The 16,896-nt window shown below is 43.3% G+C and carries 15 protein-coding genes; 4 read left to right on the top strand and 11 right to left on the bottom strand.

Annotation, left to right across the window (positions count from 1 at the left end; all coding sequences use genetic code 11):
- Nucleotides 1–311: 311 nt before the first annotated feature.
- Nucleotides 312–1,643 (top strand): DEAD/DEAH box helicase, encoded by a 1,332-nt coding sequence (locus tag GTQ48_RS08545; protein WP_163106304.1) that lies wholly within the window; start codon nt 312–314, stop codon nt 1,641–1,643.
- A gap of 91 nt (nt 1,644–1,734) precedes the next feature.
- Here GTQ48_RS08545 and GTQ48_RS08540 read toward each other — a convergent pair whose 3' ends face one another.
- The 3 genes from GTQ48_RS08540 to GTQ48_RS08530 form a co-directional block, all read right to left on the bottom strand.
- On the bottom strand, nt 1,735–1,977 hold the full coding sequence (locus tag GTQ48_RS08540) for an EF-hand domain-containing protein (protein WP_163106303.1): 243 nt from the start codon (nt 1,975–1,977) through the stop codon (nt 1,735–1,737).
- Between the two features lie 71 nt (nt 1,978–2,048).
- Nucleotides 2,049–3,059, bottom strand: coding sequence for an oxygen-dependent tRNA uridine(34) hydroxylase TrhO (gene trhO, locus GTQ48_RS08535; protein WP_163106302.1), 1,011 nt, complete (start codon nt 3,057–3,059; stop codon nt 2,049–2,051).
- 110 nt (nt 3,060–3,169) lie between these two features.
- Nucleotides 3,170–3,736 (bottom strand): VC2046/SO_2500 family protein, encoded by a 567-nt coding sequence (locus GTQ48_RS08530; protein WP_163106301.1) that lies wholly within the window; start codon nt 3,734–3,736, stop codon nt 3,170–3,172.
- Nucleotides 3,737–3,867: 131 nt separating this feature from the next.
- Between GTQ48_RS08530 and GTQ48_RS08525 the strand changes: the two genes are divergently transcribed.
- Complete coding sequence (locus GTQ48_RS08525) at nt 3,868–5,508, top strand: response regulator (protein WP_163106300.1); 1,641 nt, start codon at nt 3,868–3,870, stop codon at nt 5,506–5,508.
- A gap of 16 nt (nt 5,509–5,524) precedes the next feature.
- On the opposite strand, the gene GTQ48_RS08520 is transcribed toward GTQ48_RS08525, so the two are convergent.
- A complete protein-coding gene (locus tag GTQ48_RS08520) occupies nt 5,525–6,367 on the bottom strand; it encodes a DUF6279 family lipoprotein (protein WP_163106299.1) in 843 nt (280 codons plus the stop codon).
- Nucleotides 6,368–6,519: 152 nt separating this feature from the next.
- Here GTQ48_RS08520 and GTQ48_RS08515 point away from each other — a divergent pair, with 152 nt between their 5' ends.
- Nucleotides 6,520–7,515: an ATP-dependent 6-phosphofructokinase gene (locus GTQ48_RS08515; protein WP_163106298.1), complete on the top strand. Its 996-nt coding sequence runs from the start codon at nt 6,520–6,522 to the stop codon at nt 7,513–7,515.
- Between the two features lie 294 nt (nt 7,516–7,809).
- Here GTQ48_RS08515 and GTQ48_RS08510 read toward each other — a convergent pair whose 3' ends face one another.
- From GTQ48_RS08510 to GTQ48_RS08495, 4 genes are all read right to left on the bottom strand, one after another.
- Nucleotides 7,810–8,637 (bottom strand): LytR/AlgR family response regulator transcription factor, encoded by an 828-nt coding sequence (locus tag GTQ48_RS08510; protein WP_163106297.1) that lies wholly within the window; start codon nt 8,635–8,637, stop codon nt 7,810–7,812.
- Nucleotide 8,638: 1 nt separating this feature from the next.
- Nucleotides 8,639–9,712: a sensor histidine kinase gene (locus tag GTQ48_RS08505; protein ID WP_163106296.1), complete on the bottom strand. Its 1,074-nt coding sequence runs from the start codon at nt 9,710–9,712 to the stop codon at nt 8,639–8,641.
- 214 nt (nt 9,713–9,926) lie between these two features.
- A complete protein-coding gene (locus tag GTQ48_RS08500; RefSeq protein WP_163106295.1) occupies nt 9,927–10,388 on the bottom strand; it encodes an Mpo1 family 2-hydroxy fatty acid dioxygenase in 462 nt (153 codons plus the stop codon).
- 147 nt (nt 10,389–10,535) lie between these two features.
- Nucleotides 10,536–11,219: a PilZ domain-containing protein gene (locus tag GTQ48_RS08495; RefSeq protein ID WP_163106294.1), complete on the bottom strand. Its 684-nt coding sequence runs from the start codon at nt 11,217–11,219 to the stop codon at nt 10,536–10,538.
- A gap of 186 nt (nt 11,220–11,405) precedes the next feature.
- Here GTQ48_RS08495 and GTQ48_RS08490 point away from each other — a divergent pair, with 186 nt between their 5' ends.
- Nucleotides 11,406–13,256 carry a M61 family metallopeptidase gene (locus GTQ48_RS08490; RefSeq protein WP_163106293.1) on the top strand — a complete coding sequence of 617 codons (1,851 nt, stop codon included), beginning with the start codon at nt 11,406–11,408 and terminating at the stop codon, nt 13,254–13,256.
- 260 nt (nt 13,257–13,516) lie between these two features.
- On the opposite strand, the gene GTQ48_RS08485 is transcribed toward GTQ48_RS08490, so the two are convergent.
- The 3 genes from GTQ48_RS08485 to yejK form a co-directional block, all read right to left on the bottom strand.
- Entirely contained in the window at nt 13,517–14,302 is a 786-nt protein-coding gene (locus GTQ48_RS08485; protein ID WP_163106467.1) for a M23 family metallopeptidase, read from the bottom strand.
- A gap of 504 nt (nt 14,303–14,806) precedes the next feature.
- Entirely contained in the window at nt 14,807–15,682 is an 876-nt protein-coding gene (locus GTQ48_RS08480; RefSeq protein WP_163106292.1) for a 6-carboxytetrahydropterin synthase, read from the bottom strand.
- A gap of 65 nt (nt 15,683–15,747) precedes the next feature.
- A complete protein-coding gene (yejK, locus tag GTQ48_RS08475) occupies nt 15,748–16,854 on the bottom strand; it encodes a nucleoid-associated protein YejK (RefSeq protein ID WP_163106291.1) in 1,107 nt (368 codons plus the stop codon).
- Nucleotides 16,855–16,896: the final 42 nt, after the last annotated feature.

The raw sequence follows: 16,896 nt of genomic DNA, 5'->3' as shown, positions 1-16,896 counted from the left end.
AGAAAATACAACGCGTAAAAGAGCAAGAGAATCCCGTTCTTTTTTCAAAAGCAGTATTTTCTGGCTTTTTTGGTTTTAAATACCATGTTTAAGGGGCCATGTTTAAGAGGCCATGTTTAAGAGGCCATGTTTAAGAGGCCATGTTTAAGAGGCCATGTTTAAGAGGCCATGTTTAACAGAGCATGTTTAACAGAGCATGTTTAACAGAGCATGTTTAACAGAGCATGTTTTCAAAGATTAGAAATCGCCTGCTTTCAAATCGGTGACCTTTGAGGGATAATGCGCGGGAATATTCATATAGAGGCTCTACCTTGCTAGTTACTGACTTACCGGTTCATCATAAAATTATCTCCAAACTTGAAAGTAAGAACATCACCACCCTTACGGAAATTCAGGAGCGGACAATGCTACCCGGTATTCAGGGTAAGGACATTATCGCGTCCTCAAAGACAGGATCAGGTAAGACGTTTGCCTTTTTGGTGCCTGCAATTAATCGACTTATGTCGCAAAAAGCACTGAGTCGACAAGACCCTCGTGCGCTTATACTTGCGCCAACCAGAGAACTGGCAAAGCAAGTTTTTATTGAAGCAAAGTCAATGTGTAGTGGCCTAAGTTTGTCCTGCGAACTGATTGTTGGTGGCGAGAACTTCAACGACCAAGTAAAAGGTTTGCGACGCAATCCACATATTATTGTTGGTACAGCCGGACGTATAGCCGACCACTTGATTGGCAAGAGTATGTATTTGAACGGCTTAGAACTGCTCATTTTTGATGAAGCTGACCGCATGCTTGATTTGGGTTTTGCCGCTCAGCTTAAGTTAATTAATACCTACGCCGACCACAGAAAGCGTCAAACCATGTTGTTTTCTGCCACCCTCGATAACATTGAGCTTAAGCACATGACAACGCAGCTCACTCATTCAGCGGTAAGAGTGGCTGTGGGTAGCTCTACGGGCGAGCATGGCGATATTGAACAAACCTGTTTTTTTGCCGATAATGTGAGTAACAAAGACGAAATTCTTCGGTTTGAACTCGCTAAAAGAGAGTACAACCAAGCGATTGTGTTCACCGCTACCCGCGAAGATACCGATAGGATTGCTGCAATACTCAACGAAGATAGCCTTGAGGCTATCGCCTTAAGAGGCGATTTAGCTCAACATCAACGTGCTTCTATCATGAGCAGTTTTTCTAGAGGCCAGCAAAGTGTTCTGGTAACAACGGATTTAGCTTCTCGTGGCCTAGACCTATCAAAAGTAGGTTTAGTAGTTAACTTCGACCTTCCCAAAAATGCCGATGAATATATTCACCGAATTGGGCGTACCGGCCGAGCAGGACAAAAAGGCGAAGCTTTCTCTCTTGTTGGTCCAAGAGACTGGAACAGTTTCGAAGCACTTAAAACTCATCTTCAATACGCCCTTGAGTGTAAACCTCATGATGAATTTAGTGCGAAGTTTGAAGGTTTCACTAAGAAGAAGAGTACGCAGAATAAAGGAAAACCAACAACAGGTAAAAGACGTGATGCTAAGCCTGTTAGAGCAAAGCCTGTAAGACGTGTTGACCCTATGGAAGGTGCGGATATTGGAATGGTTCCTGTAAAACGTAAGCCCCGTAATACCAGTGCGCCTGATTCTGAGGAAGAATAGTCAATAAAACACTCACGGGTGCTAATACAAAAAAGCGAGCTTATGCTCGCTTTTTTTGTTCGTGTTTGAATTGGTCGCTATTGCAAACGTATTAGTATTCCCACCAGCACTCTTGCCACCATTCTAAAAACTCTTCAAAGTCTATATAACCGTCGTCATTACCGTCGATTAATTTAAAGCCTTCTTCAACGTGACTCGCCTTTGTTTTTGGCGAGATAATAGTTAAAAGCTCAATAAACTCTGTTATATCTATCTGACCGTTTCCGTCACGGTCAAAAAAACTGAAGTCTTTTCTTATCTCTTCAATTTTTGCATCTGAAAGTTGAGTACTCACTCTCAATCCTTAAAACTTTACAACGATGTAGTGAGTGTATCGTCTCTCCTTTCGAGTGTCTATGCCTCTTTTTATTTTGCTTTTTCATTTGCTTTTAAGGCCCGCTCACGCTGCGCCTGAGCTTTCTCCAAGCGCTTCTGTTCCATGGTAAGCCTAGCGTCCGTTCCTACGTGCTCTTGCTGTCTCGCTTTAGCTAGCTGCACTTGTTTTTCACGCTCTCTGAAGCGGGAGATTTGATCTTCAGTATGGGTGCCATGGCAATGGGGGCAGCTTACCCCTGGCTCGTATACATCACTCTTTTTGTCTTCTTCGGTTATTGGCAGCCGACACGCATAACACTGTTCGTAGTGACTCTTTTCTAAATCGTGGTTTACCGCAACCCGATTATCAAAAACGAAACAGTCACCTTCCCACAGAGACTCCTCTTTTGGCACATCTTCTAAATATTGAAGAATTCCGCCTTCCAGGTGATAAACGTCTTCAAAGCCTTGTTCTTTGAGATAGGCAGTAGATTTTTCGCAGCGTATTCCGCCTGTGCAGAACATGGCCACTTTCTTGTTTTTAGCTGGGTCGAGGGTCTTGGCTACGTACTCAGGAAACTCTCTGAAGGTGTCGGTTTTTGGGTCTATCGCGTTTTTGAACGTACCAATTTCTATTTCATAGCCATTGCGCGTATCGATGACGGTAACGTCTGGGTCGCTTATTAAATCATTCCACTCGCTGGGCTTTACGTAGGTACCTACGGTTCGTCGTGGGTCTATCCCTTCAACACCCATGGTGACAATTTCTTTTTTAAGTTTCACTTTAGTGCGATAGAAAGGCTGCTCGTCGTGAAGAGACTCTTTACAGGAAATGGGGTTTATCCGCTCGTCACTGTTTAAGTAACTGACTAACGCATCGATACCTTCTCTAGGACCGGAAACGGTTCCGTTTATCCCTTCATGAGCGAGTAGAAGCGTGCCTCTGATGCCATTTTTTTCCATGACGTCAGTAAGTGGTTGGCGCATCGCCTTAAAGTTTTCAAGCGCGACGAACTTGTACATCGCGCATACAATATATTTTGATTCAGATTGTGTAGTCATTATTTTAACCTTTGCTGATTGGAGCGTAAGACCAGTGCAAAATGCGGCGCGCAATATACCAAAATGCATCGCAAAAGCCAATCAGCTTGGGGGTAACAGCAAAAACTAGATTAAACGGCCATTCTTACTGAGTCGTCAGAGAATGCGTTCTGTTTATCATTTCGGGGATTGGCGTTGGGGTTTATGCTGCTATTTTCACCACTGATAATGTCATACAACATGGTGTTATCTTCTTTGATATCACTTCTGTAGAGATTCGCTAAACGCTTTTGTGTGCCTAAGCTACAGTTATCTTTTATATCATCCGGTATGCGTGAAGCGTTGTCAGATTGGGCAAGTGGTGAAGGGTTCATCGATAAGAATAAACGAGCAGAGGCTAAATCAGATGACATGAGCGATGCCAACGTAGCCATATTCGCCCAGTCTTTATCTGCAGCCTGTAATGCGGGCTGCCTATAGTGACTGAGGTTACTTATTTCGTTTTGATAGGGTGAGCCTTCGCTCTTTGCATGTGGCGTTAGATATATAGGATGGGCTAACGCATTTTCATGCATGGCTAGATACAGAGCAAACAAGCGACCTTGTGAGGAGGCTTTTGCCAATGTACCGTCAAACTCCCAGCGATAACTAGGGTCTAATTCAACAGTGCTGTTTGAATTGACTTGCTCAACGCTCATGATGAAAAACTGTAGTGATATTCATACGTTAGTTGTCGGCTGAATAAGAATATTCTGAAGGTTCAAATTGCTCATTACGCATTTTTAAACCATCATTATGTTTTCTTGCTCTGCAAATCTTTGAGGATGCAGTGAAATACAGTGATAAAAGAGTACTGATTGTTGAAGATCAGCGACCATTTCTGCTTATGCTTAAAGGATTATTGCAATCGATGGGCGCGACCAACATCGTGACAAAATCCTCAGCGGAACACGCTATTTCTGAAGCCAAACGCACAAAGTTCGATATTGTGGTGTGCGATCTGCATTTAGGGGCAGATTACAAAAATGGCTATGAATTAGTAGAAGAGTTGAGAGTCAAGCGACTGATAAAAACGACCTCTGTATTTATTTTGATAAGTGCGGATAGTACTCGCTCTATGGTTCTTGGTTCTATTGATAGAAGGCCTGATGATTTTTTAGTTAAGCCCTTTTCACAGGTTCAATTGAAGAGCAGAATTAGCAGAGCATGGCAAAAACGACTGTTTTTGCAGCCGGCCTATGAGCTCATTGAGAAGAAGCAATTTACTGATGCAATAACAGTGCTAAACAAACTGTATAAAGAGCCCTCTCATTACAAAGGCCATTGTGAACAGCTATTAGTTGAAACCTATTGTCGTAAAAACGACTGTAAACGGGCGTTGGCTATTTTAGCCCCCTACACTAGCGGCAAGCCTGTTCTGTGGGCTCAAATTGCATTGGGGAAAACCTACATTCAAAACGCCGAGTACGACAAGGCTATCACTATCGCGATGAAAACCCTTAAGCGGAATCGTTTTAGCGCAGATGCGAACGACATATTGGCGCTCGCTCATCAGGGGTTAGAAAACCGAGAAGCCGCCTTAAACGCAATTAAAGAAGCCATAAAACTATCGCCCTATTCTGTTTCCCGTCATTTACAAGCCTGCGAAATAGCAAAGCAAAATCTTGATTTCGTCACTGCATCGCTCTCGTGCAGCGCTATCTGGAATTTGTCTAAACGTACCGTACATAAAAACAGTCTGCATTGGTGTACGCTAATACGCAGCCTGCTAGATGTTGCCGAGCATTCAGAAGACCAAAAACAGCGGAACAAATATCAACAAGAGGCATTGCTAGCACTTCAACGGGGCAAGTTTGACGACCACCTTTTAAAAATGGATCGAAATTTTGATATGGACATTTTTGGCAATATTGTCAACGCTAGGGTGAGCGCAATAGACGGCAAGTTGATTGATGCTAAAAAGCACTTGGTTAACTCTCAAGTTGCCATTGAAGAGAAGTACGCCGAGCATCCCACTGCCTATCTCCCCGATAGTATTAACGTGATGTACACATTGGGAGAGTACGATGATGCTCTTGCGCTGTCGAAAATTGTGGCAACCAGAACAGATGAATTAGATCAGAACAGCGCTTCAATGCTTGAACAAAAGGCAGAAAAAGCAAAAACCAACTTGGCAAATTATCAGCAATTTAACCGCGAAGGTATTCAGCACTATCAACAGAACTCATTTGAGCGAGCGAAAGCATCGTTTGCTTTGGCCCAAAATTATGCCCCAGTGAATATTGGTGTTGCGCTAAACCTACTTCAGTGCCTTCTTCAGCTATTTAAAATAATAGACAAGGCAGACTCGCAGATGGCCGGAGAATGCAGGCGTCTCTATAAATTATTGGACAATATTCCACTTAAAGACGCCTACAGCGAAAAGTACTCGAATTTACGGGACGATTTATCGCTTTTTCTTGGCTTATAGCTTTTTTGATTTACGACTACTTTTGAAATTTACCTACAGTCTCAATAAATTCATCAATATTCTCAACCAGGGTTTTCTTTTGAGAATCGCTGAGTGTGGATGCAACTTCCACAATCATGGTTGCTCCCACTTTCATATTATGGGCGCTAGCTTGCTGATAGTCCTCGCTTCTGTATTTATCTGGATTTTGCATTAAATAAGTTAAGTCTTGGACAAAATTTGGATTAGTGGTTTTGGTAATGAATAGTCGACGGGCTGCATTTTGAATTTTTCTGCGATACTGCAACCATTCGTCAGACGTTGGCACAAACTGTTCGTTGTAGGTAGCAATAATTTGTTTTTGCTCTTCAGACAAATCCCCGATGCGCTCTTCCACGTTGTCAGTCATCCGCTCAATACGCTTTTCACTGCGCTCTGCCTCTGACTGTTCGAGAAACTCTTGCCGCTCCTCTTCTTCTTCCTTGTTGTCTTTTTCTAATGTGGCGAATAAGGACACTATTTGTTGGTCAGTAAGATCTACAGCAAGCTCAGCAAGTTCCGGGCTAACCTGTGCCCTCACCCTTTCCCAATGCGTTCTCACATCGTTCATATGCGCATAAACCGTATCGTAATCTAACTCGCTGTTTAGTACTTGCTGTTTCAGCGTTTTAAGCTGATTTTCATAGCGTTTCAACTCACTTCGTTTATGCCATTGAAGCCAATTGGTTAAGTAGTCATCAAACCGTTCTTCTTGTTCATCGTTAAGCTCAACATAATCATCTAGATACCAATATACCCACCAATCTAAGTTGTCGTAAGCGAGCTTAGAGGTACACGCTGTAAGAGAAAGTAGCAGGACAAAGATAATAGCAACGCGCATTTTGATTAGCCTTCAATATGTTGTGTGTAAAGAGCGTAATACTGTATAGACCGCTCAGATGGAAAAAGTGCAAAATAAATGGCTTTACCTTCCAAACAGTCTGCTCTACTTTTCATACTATAAGAACGAAACCTACTGAGAAGGATTTTATTGTGTCAAAACGTGTAGCAGTATTAACGTCGGGTGGTGATGCACCGGGCATGAATGCATGCATTAGGGCAATTGTGATTGCCTGCAAAAAGCGGAATTACGATTTAATAGGTTATCTTCATGGCTACAATGGATTAATTAAACAAGAATCTATCTCTCTTTCGCTAGACTCTACTCACAACCTTATTCAGCAAGGGGGTACCGTATTACACAGCGCTCGGTGTAAAGCCTTCACCGAAGAAGCGGGGTTAAAGCAAGCGGCTGCTAATTTATCCGAGGCAGGCGTAGATGCTCTTCTTGTTATTGGTGGTGACGGTTCATTTCGCGGGGCTACACATCTGGCCGACCATTACCTTGGCCAAATTATCGGTATTCCAGGCACCATAGACAATGATATAGCCGGTACCGATGCCACCATTGGTTATTACACTGCTATAGATACTGCAATGAACTCAATCGATAAGGTACGAGATACTGCAGATGCATTTGAACGCATATTTTTAGTTGAGGTGATGGGAAGGCACGCCGGTTTCTTAGCGCTGAACGCAGCGCTCTCGTCCGCAGCAGATTATGTTATTTTACCGGAATTCTTTGAATCGCCAGAAAGTGAGATAAAGAAAATTCTCACACAAATTCATGCTCAGCGCCGCGTGAGAGGCTCGGTAAGCTTTATCGTGGTAGTGGCAGAAAACGTATGGCCGCAAGGGCTGCAGGCCCTTACTAAAGCGCTTAACGACAGTGGAATTACTGATGTAAGACCGGTAACTCTTGGACATGTGCAACGAGGAGGTACTCCGGTAAGCAACGACAGGCTACTTGCGACTTCATTAGGCGAATACGCGGTAAGTCTTGTGGGTACAGATACAAGCAATGTCATGGTAGGAGAAGTGAACAGAGAACCCACTACTGTGCCGCTCACCACAACCAGTGATAGTAAACCGTTAAACAGCGCACAAGTGGCCTTAATGAAATCAATAATGAATGAAAGGTATGGTTAATACCACTTAACCTCTTCTATTGAATAATTCACATAAATTGTTTCCTATTGATAAAGCGACGCTTAATCAATAAGAGGGCGTAAAGAGTTTATGTTTTGAGGAAGTGATATTTTAAGGTATGAGTTGAAAAGCTGACTGATGAAAATACAGAAAAGCGCCCTTTTAGGCGCTTTTCTTGTTTGTTGCCAAGTTCAAACCGAAAGGCTAAATAGGTCCAGCGTTGCTCAAGATAATGAGACTTAAAGACATATACCTTGCTGCTAACTTAAGAGCGAGCTTAAGTGCAGTACTCATCTACATCTTCATTGCAGCTTTCACCTTATCTCGATGACTTCTGCTCACCTTTAGCTCGGTATCATTTTGTAAAATGAGGTGGTATTCGCCGCTAATATGACTCACTAGCTTTTTCACAAAACGGATATTTGCAATTGCGGAGCGGTGCACTCTAACAAAGAACTGAGGGTTCAATTCCTGCTCCAATTCTTTCATGGTTTTACGCATGATGTGCATACCGTCTAGCGCGTGAACACACATGTAATCGCCAGCCGCATCTATCCACTGAATATCTTGAACGTTGACTCGTGTCACTTCAGAGCCATCTTTAATAGCAAGCACGTCTGGATAAGGGTTGGTTTCTACCGGTTCACCATTCGCTAGCTTGCGTAAAATTTCTTCACAGTCGTCGCCTGTTAATTCTGCAACTAAACTCACTAACTTTTGTGACTGTTCGTCTTGGTGGGCCGTGCTGGTGTAATCTCTTACCTTATCGAGGGCTGCGCCAAGTCGTTCGTCATCTGCTGGTTTCAATAGATAATCCAACGCATGCACGTCAAACGCTTTAATCGCATAGCTGTCGTATGCGGTGACAAAAACAATCATTGGAATGGGCTGTTTCAGTTCACGAAGTTTATGAATGACTTGAAATCCATTGAGCCCTGGCATTTGAATATCGAGAAAAACGAGGTCTGGGCGATGTTGAGAAATACTGCTTACCGCCTCAAGACCATTTTGGCACTCGGCCAGCACTTGAATATCGCTATGACGTTCAAGCCTTGCACGTAACCCTCTGCGAGCAAGAGGCTCATCGTCTACCACAATGGTTTTAATCATTTGCTTGGTCATATCATACGTCCTTTACGTCATAGGGAATACGAATTCGTACTCGTACACCCGAGGGCTGATTGTGCTCAATAGAAAATGCAAAGTTGCGTTGGTAAAGCGATTGTAAGCGCTCTTTTATGTTCACCAGTCCTACGCCATTTTTACGGCTTAATTTGCCATCTTTTATATCAGCACCAGGGCCATTATCGGCCACGTCCATCAGTAAGTCATTGCCGAAGGTACGGGCTGTTATCGCAATTTGGCCACCATTTTCCATTTTAGAAATGGCATGTTTAATGGCATTTTCAATTATGGGCTGAAGTATCATACTCGGTACCAATGCCGATTCGCATTTGGTATCGATATCCCAGATGACTTCTAAGCGGTCGTCGAATCGCACTTTTTCGATTTCAAGATAGAGACGAAGTGCTTTTATTTCCTGGCCTAGCGGAACCCGCTTAATGGGATCGTTATCAAGTGAGTAACGCAAAAAGTTACTTAATTTAGAAACCATAGCTTCGGCAGTGTCATTCTCTTTCAACAGGATTAACGTTGAGATAGCATTTAGCGTGTTAAATAGAAAATGAGGATTTAATTGATATCGCAACATCTTGATATGAGCTTGATGTGCCATAGTGCTGGCTTTGAGCGCATTTTGCTTCTCTTTTTGCAGCATTTGAAAGTTTTTGATACCAAAATAAACACCACTCCAACAACCAACCATAATCAACGAGTTAATGGTGTTGGTGAAGTACATATACCATTCGTCTGGGCGATAACCGTGCTTGTATATCTCCCAATAGTTGATGTTTTTTACCACAGCCCACACCAGCGCCACGATATAGCACGATGCGATAACAATAAGGATCATCTTGAAAGGAGAACGCTTTCGAGCCCACCGATAGACATAGCGCAACGGAATAGTTAGTAACCAACCTGCGTATGCATTAAGCATGATAATGAAAACCCAAATGGATCTTACATCATGTAGAAAAGAGCCTATGTAGTAAATTAGCGCAAATCCTGCCCACCCTGCACTGTGCAAAGTCCAAAATAAACGCTCATTACTTTCGATTACTCGCTGGAAGCGACTCACTGTAACACCAACTTATTATTACCAAATATAGAGCTTGTAGTGAGATTATACGCTTGGAATTCAATGACCCAAGCAGCTTGGTCGTGTAGGTAGTGCGTCTGGTCGCAGCTAGGGGCGACTTGACGTTTACTGTGTATTCCCGCAGCAATTAGCGCTTTGTAACGACAAAACAAAAAGATTAACGTCAACACGCCGGGCTAATTGTGTAACTGCTTTAATAGCTAATGTTCATACGTTTAAGCCAGTGAACCCACCACCATGCAGGACCAACGAGCAGAAACCGAAGATCTTCGAAAAATGAGGGCTTTTTCCCCTCTATTTTGTGGCCAACAAATTGTAAAATCCACATAACCACAAACAGCGCCAAGCTGAATTGCCAAACAGGAATATCGAAGTGAACCAACAGATTTACCACACCAAAACACGCGATAGTAAGTAATGTCATAGCCGCACCAATAGGGCCAGACAAAGAAAAGTAGTAATACAGTACTGGAATAGCGATGATGTGCGCCCATGTAATATCAAAATGCGCGATAGCGTCTGGGGTAGGTATACTCCAAAGCAAGCCAAGGGTTACCAAATAAATACTCGGCACTGCAATAGCGTGAATTATCACGTTAGTCTTATTTTGATGGCTTTCACCGTACTGCATCAGCAGCCTTTCAATACTTCTCATTGTCCCTCACCTTATTATTTGAATTATGAGTTTGTTAGGTTTTTACTTAGCTTACTAGCGAATAAAATGCTTACATTAAGATCAAAAATTGTACAGCGGATGACAGTACCGCTTTTGATGAAAATACATAGGGTCAGTTTAAAAAAACTACGACACCAAAGTATGTCTTGCGAGTAACTCGCCAATCATTGCATCACCAGTTTGAAATTTGAGCCCGTAATAGACTATTCGATTATCTAACTTATGATTTTTAACCATGGCTTTAATTTCAACCGCTTCTCCATCAAGCATATATACAAGTGTTATTTCGGTATTGTCAATCAAAATGGGCCACTCAGGTTTCACCTGAAGCCCGACTTTGCACCCGTGTTTTGATAAGTCGACGATGATCCCCGATGCATCTTCATCACCCTCGAAAACCTCTGACTTGATGTTTATGGCAACGCCAGGCAGTGAACGTGTTGAGGCTCGAAGTCCTATTCGTTGTATGCGTGAAGGAAAGCTGGTAATTAATATGCCGGCGGGTTTTGAAAGTAGCTTCAGCACTTTTACCCGATAAGCAATGACCTGCCCGGTGCTCCCCTCTACTATCGAGCGAACCACAATATCATTATCAACCGTTAACGCATCTCTCACCGTTATCCATTTTGATGAATTTGGGATGTGAAACATCATGCAGTCGTTGGTATGCATGCCTATATATTCTGTTTTGACGCGTTTCGATGCCGTAGGCATGGTGATCTCAAAATCGACAACATCCCCTGGTCGAAACGCATTGAGCGCCTCAAAATCTTCTTCGCTTATTGTGTTAGTACTAGTTCTTTCAACCATAGGTTTACTACTCAGCCCTTCTCATCCTGTTAGAAGCAATATCGGTCGCGCTATCGCTAATTAGATACACATTTGGCTTCAACAATATTTCAGATAGTGTCTAGCGCGTTTGATGCTTAAGTACGCTCACTTCAGTATTCACTTATAGTACACTAGTTCTTAACTACGTAAATAAAATGAGTTTTTATGTCTGATAACACGTTGCATTTTTCACTTAATTTATCTCAGTGGCAGGCTCATCAGTTTGATGTTCAGCTATCAATTCCTGCTCATAGCGCCTCTTCGCTAACGCTTTCCTTACCTAGTTGGATACCGGGTAGTTATATGGTTCGCGATTTCGCAAAGAACATTGTCTCGCTGTCTGCAAAGAAAACAGCGGCGAATACGCTTACACCAGAAGCCTTTACTCAATCATCCGTTAGCATTGAGAAGTTAGACAAACAAACATGGTCAATACAGACTGATGGTGAGGCCTGCATTATCAATTATACGATTTATGCAAATGACTTATCTATTCGGTCTGCCTTCATCAATCATGAATATGCGTTTATCAATGGAACCAGTGCATTTTTACACATTGAAGAATTTGAAAACTCACAGCATCAGCTTGAAATAACAGTAGACGATAATATTCCATCGAACTGGAATGGGCATACGTCGATGGAAACGCGAGCGCCCTGCTCCTTAGATAGTAAGATAGACGCCGATGCCAATGCTAGGGCGTGGTATTTTGGAGCGAAAAACTATGATGAGTTTATCGATCATCCCATTTATGTAGGCGTTGCCGACACCTGCGAGTTTGAAGTAGATAATGTGAACTTTACGCTGCTATTTTCAGGCAACAACAACATTGATTATGCGAGAATTGCGAAAGACTTAACCCCTATATGCCAACATCACCTGTCACTATTTGGCACGCCCTATCCAGTGAAAGATTACCTGTTTATGACCCTGCTAGCCGATAACGGTTTTGGTGGGTTAGAGCACAAATATTCTACGGCATTGCTCTACCCTCGCTTTGAGCTTCCTCTCATTGGTGACGGCGAAGAAAAGACAGATGGATACGTTACGTTTTTAAGTCTTTGTAGTCATGAGTTTTTTCATACATGGCACGTGAAACGCATTAAACCTAATGTGATGGTAAAACCGGATTTATCCAAAGAAAGCTATACCAACCAACTGTGGATATACGAAGGATTTACCAGTTTCTATGACGACGTCACCCTTGCTCGTGTTGGCACAATACCAGCGCAAAAGTACCTCGATATTGTTGCTCAAAATATAAGTAGGCTTTTGCAAAACGCTGGACGATTTAAGCAAAGTGCGGCCGAAAGTAGTTTTGATGCATGGACAAAATTTTACAAGCAAGACGCCAGTGCCACTAACAATATTGTTAGCTATTACACCAAGGGCGGTATTATCGCGCTAGGGCTCGATTTACTATTGCGAGAACAATCTGGCGATAAGGTGTGCCTCGACGATGTCATGCGTGTTTTATGGCAGCAGTACGGTAAAGACGAGAGTGGAACGCCGGATAATGTCATACAGACGTTATGTAAAGCGCACTTTGATATTGATGTATCAGACTATTTAAATAGCGTTGTATACCACACAGACGACGTTGAATTAGAAGCATTAGTCCAACGAATTGGTATTGCACTTCGCACTCGGGCGAAGGTATCTAGCGAAGATAAAGGCGGCTTATCATTGAAGGCGCCTATGAAACGACAGCTTGGCGCAACGCTTAAACCCGCCCCATTAGGATTAACTGTTGCTCAAGTATTTGAGGGGCTTGCCGCCATGCACGCGGGGATCCTACTGAACGATAATATTATTGCGATAAATGGGCATGTGGTTTCTCAAGGCAAGTTACAACGTATTTTGGATACAACGTTAGAGTCAACAGCAGAAGTCAGCTTAATTCGAGACGGCCAATTGTTAAACGTGACCTTACCTGTTATGGAAGCGAGAAAAGACATGGCGTTTTTTGAGATAAACGACGCAGACGTGTTTAACCATTGGCTTGGCGTTAAGTAGTTTGTCAAAAGGCGGTGCACCGGGTCGATTTATGTAGGCAATACACTGGAGCGGTGCACTGAAACGGCGCACTGCAGCGCCGCCTTGTGTGATAAAAACCTTGCTTGAACGAGGCTTTTAATTCTCATTGCTCTTGATTCTCATTGCCCGTGATAATCGAAGCCCTTGATTATCGAGGCGCTTGTTTATCAAGGCTCTTATCTATCGAAATGATTGTTAAACGCCACGCTGAAGTAAAAAGTGTTTGGTCAATTCCGTTCTTATTTTGGAGTACCAGATACAATAGTTTGTGGGTCTAAGCGCATTTTACCAAGATTAATACGCCAGTCTAAGTGTGGACCCGTGGCCCGCCCCGTTTCGCCGATAGTACCAATTTGCTCGCCTTTTTTTACTCTATCCCCAACATTAACGGTTATACTGTTTAAATGAAGAAAGGTAGAAAATACCCGCATCCCATGGTCGAGAATGAGAGTATTACCTGAGTAATATAAGTCCTCTGCCATGGTGACAATGCCATCAACTGGCGCATAAACAGGTGTTCCCGTTGGAGCGCCCACATCTACGCCGTAGTGTGGCCACTTAGGCACGCCGTTTAACACCCGCTGACTGCCATATACGCCGGTGATGGGGCCTTTAGCGGGCCAGGTAAAACGAGTAAATAGCGCGTCTAAATCGCTGTTAGTGCTTCTCGCTTTTGCCACGTTAATGTTGTCTTGCTTAATACGCTGAGTGACCGATGCCGGCGGCGTTACCATCTTTTGTTCTAAACCGTCGATACGCTGAATATTGTATTCACGCTTTTCTAACGTAATGTGGCGCACTGTTTCGCTGCCATCAGCAAGGGTTACTGTAAGGGTATGTTCAAGCGGTGCAGTTCGATCGAAACCAATAACAAACTTTCCATCACGGTTTGTGGGCACAGCCGCATCATTTAGGGTCACAGTTGCGTTTTTAGGTACTTCACCGCGTAACAATGCACCTTGAGTAAATACGCCGTTTAACACAAGTGATGATGGTTGCTTGTTATCGCTTGGCTTGGTATCCATTGTACTGCTTTGCGCCGCAATGCCGGTGGATAGCGTAGCCCTCGCGACCGAGCTATTGCGGAGGGCAATATTGGGCGCAACGCTACTCGGGCGCGAGCTACCTGGAAGTGAGCTATCAGAAAAAGCATCAGTGGAATACACATTTGTAGCGTAGGCGTTTGTAGAAAAGCTCCCAATAACAAATGCGGCTAGCACAGAGGTGAAGTGCGTGGTGCTATTTCTTATATTCAGTGAAAACTTCATGAGGTCGAAATCCTTTACCAACAAAAAAAGTGTACTTTGCAGAGTGTCTAATAGGAGTAAGTAGGCCATGTCTTTACAATAAATAAACAAGCTGAGTAAAAATCATTATTCAGCCTAACCCATTTTTAGCACTCCTGAGGGCATTCGCACGCACCCGTGTGCAAGGGCAATAGCTAAGCTCTATTTACTACGATATCGCCGCTATAACACGGTAGCTAGGATACAGACGCAAGGGCTGCACCCAAACTTTTCGGTTACGCGTTACCCAGAAACTAACGCGCCCTTGCCAACGCCTTCGTATGCAACCACTTTGCATTCGCCGTTTGGCGTTCTTTTCTTTTGTTCCACTAGCAAGTACTGCGCTAGACACTCTACCGTGGAATCTGTCTCAATCACTTCACACACTGCTTTAGCAATAAGTAGCTCAAAGTATCCTTGCGAAGACTCATAACCAAAACATAAATAGTCTTCAGGTGCGTCAACAGAGCCCGACAATTTTCTGTCAGCATACTTAATTTCGTCTTCGCGAGTGGCAACGTAGATGTCTTCCCAGCGTTTTGCCCAATAGGTTTGGCTTTCTTCACATATCTTGCCATCGAGATAAATGTCGATACGAGACCGGTGACCGTGAGCAATACGTTGGCAGTTGCCGTCGTGCTTTTTAAGTCCGTGGGTATAGTGATAAAAAGGCGAACTTATTACTTCCGTTCGTAGATTCAATGTCAAATTATCTACATTCTCGGGAAGATGCGTTGCAAGCACCTCTTTGAGATAAACCCCTACCGAGTCCATGGTGATCACATCGGAATATAAAATGGCGTAGGCTTCAGCCGGGCAATAAAGCATTATTTTCTCGCCGTTCTCACGACTAAAACGCACCTCAACTTGCTCGCTGTCTTCATCGTGAATAACCTCTGACCCAGCATATTCTGCGGGCACTAGCAGTTTGTGATCGACATATTCATCTATCAATCGCTTGAGATTTTTCTTCACGTGGCCAAAATCTTGGACCATGCTCTCTTCGTTCAGTTCGCCGTCCAATACTACATCGACAATCCAACTTTCCCCTACCATTCCGCGCTTCGGACACAGGTAAGAAAAGTCCATTACTGTCAAATCATTTACAAATAATTGCATAACACCCTTTAATCGAGTTTATTTTCTGTTGCTAGTATACTTTTTTTATCACTTGAGCGCAGTCATTAGTCCATAGAGGACTGGCGATTGAGCTGATCTTTTAAATTCGGTGGAATTCCGCGAATAGTTAGGGTATCTGTGGCAGGGTCATAAAACACTCTATCCCCCATCAGTTTGCGTTCGAAGCTCACCGACACACCACCGCCTTGACCTGTAAATTTCGCCAACTGTTTAAGCGCAGCTGGATCAGGCTGAATTTGTTTTTCCAGTGGTACTTCAAGTGAGTCGGTAAACGCGGCAAAATTATTCTTCGTTTCTTCATTTGAAGGCAAGCGGTTGGCCAATTCATCTACCGATAAACTTTCGCCAGCATCAATTTGCTCTTTAAAGTAGGATTTTACTTCCTCTCGATGTTGGTGCTGCTCTTGTGGGTCGAGAGATTCACTCGCCAAATAAGCATCAACCGAGGAGATAAGCTGTTTATTTTGCTGTTTTACATCAACAAGCTCTTCACAGCCAACAAACTGCATGAAAAAGTCTGATACCTTGCGGCCCATTCGGCCTTTGATAAAGCTCACGTAACGCTGTTGGTCAGGCTGAATGTCCCACTGCGTTAAATCGAAACGAACGGCTAACTGCATTCTCGCTAAATCGAGATGCTCTCTTGATGATAAGTCCAGAGAATTAGTAACCTCAACGTGGGAGCGCGTGTTAAGTAACGCAATCATTAGAAACTGGGTAGACAGGTACTCATACTGACAAAATATTAAAAAGCCCGTTTCAACCGTCCCTGTGTCTGTGAGGGTTTTAACCAGGCGATGAGTGGCATTAACAGAGAAATCGTGAAATGCGTCTTCCACATTGTCACCCCCTGCTTTGTGTGCGCTTAGGTAATTTTTTAAACCCTCAGCGAAACCTGACACGTTTTGTACTGTATTCTCTTGTGAGCTGTCTTCGTCGCTATCGCTAGCATCGGCGCTGCGAGGCACTTCTGAAACAAAATGGCCAACGCCCTTGCCAGGTTTAGCATTAAAGCTGTGATTAATTTGATGAGCGAGTGACTCTATTTCTGGGGTAACCGCTAAACATTTATCGCGAGGAATAGCCTCAATTTTTTCTTCTTTGTTAACGATTAAACGATGAACAACAAAGTGGTGAATCAGTGCACTCATAATTGATCGGGTGTCCTGTTGCTTAAAAAGTGTATGAAATGC

Source organism: Alteromonas genovensis (genome assembly GCF_010500895.1).
Classification (GTDB): domain Bacteria; phylum Pseudomonadota; class Gammaproteobacteria; order Enterobacterales; family Alteromonadaceae; genus Alteromonas; species Alteromonas genovensis.
Note: the sequence above shows the minus strand (reverse complement) of the source record. Positions and strands in the feature narration are given on the sequence as shown.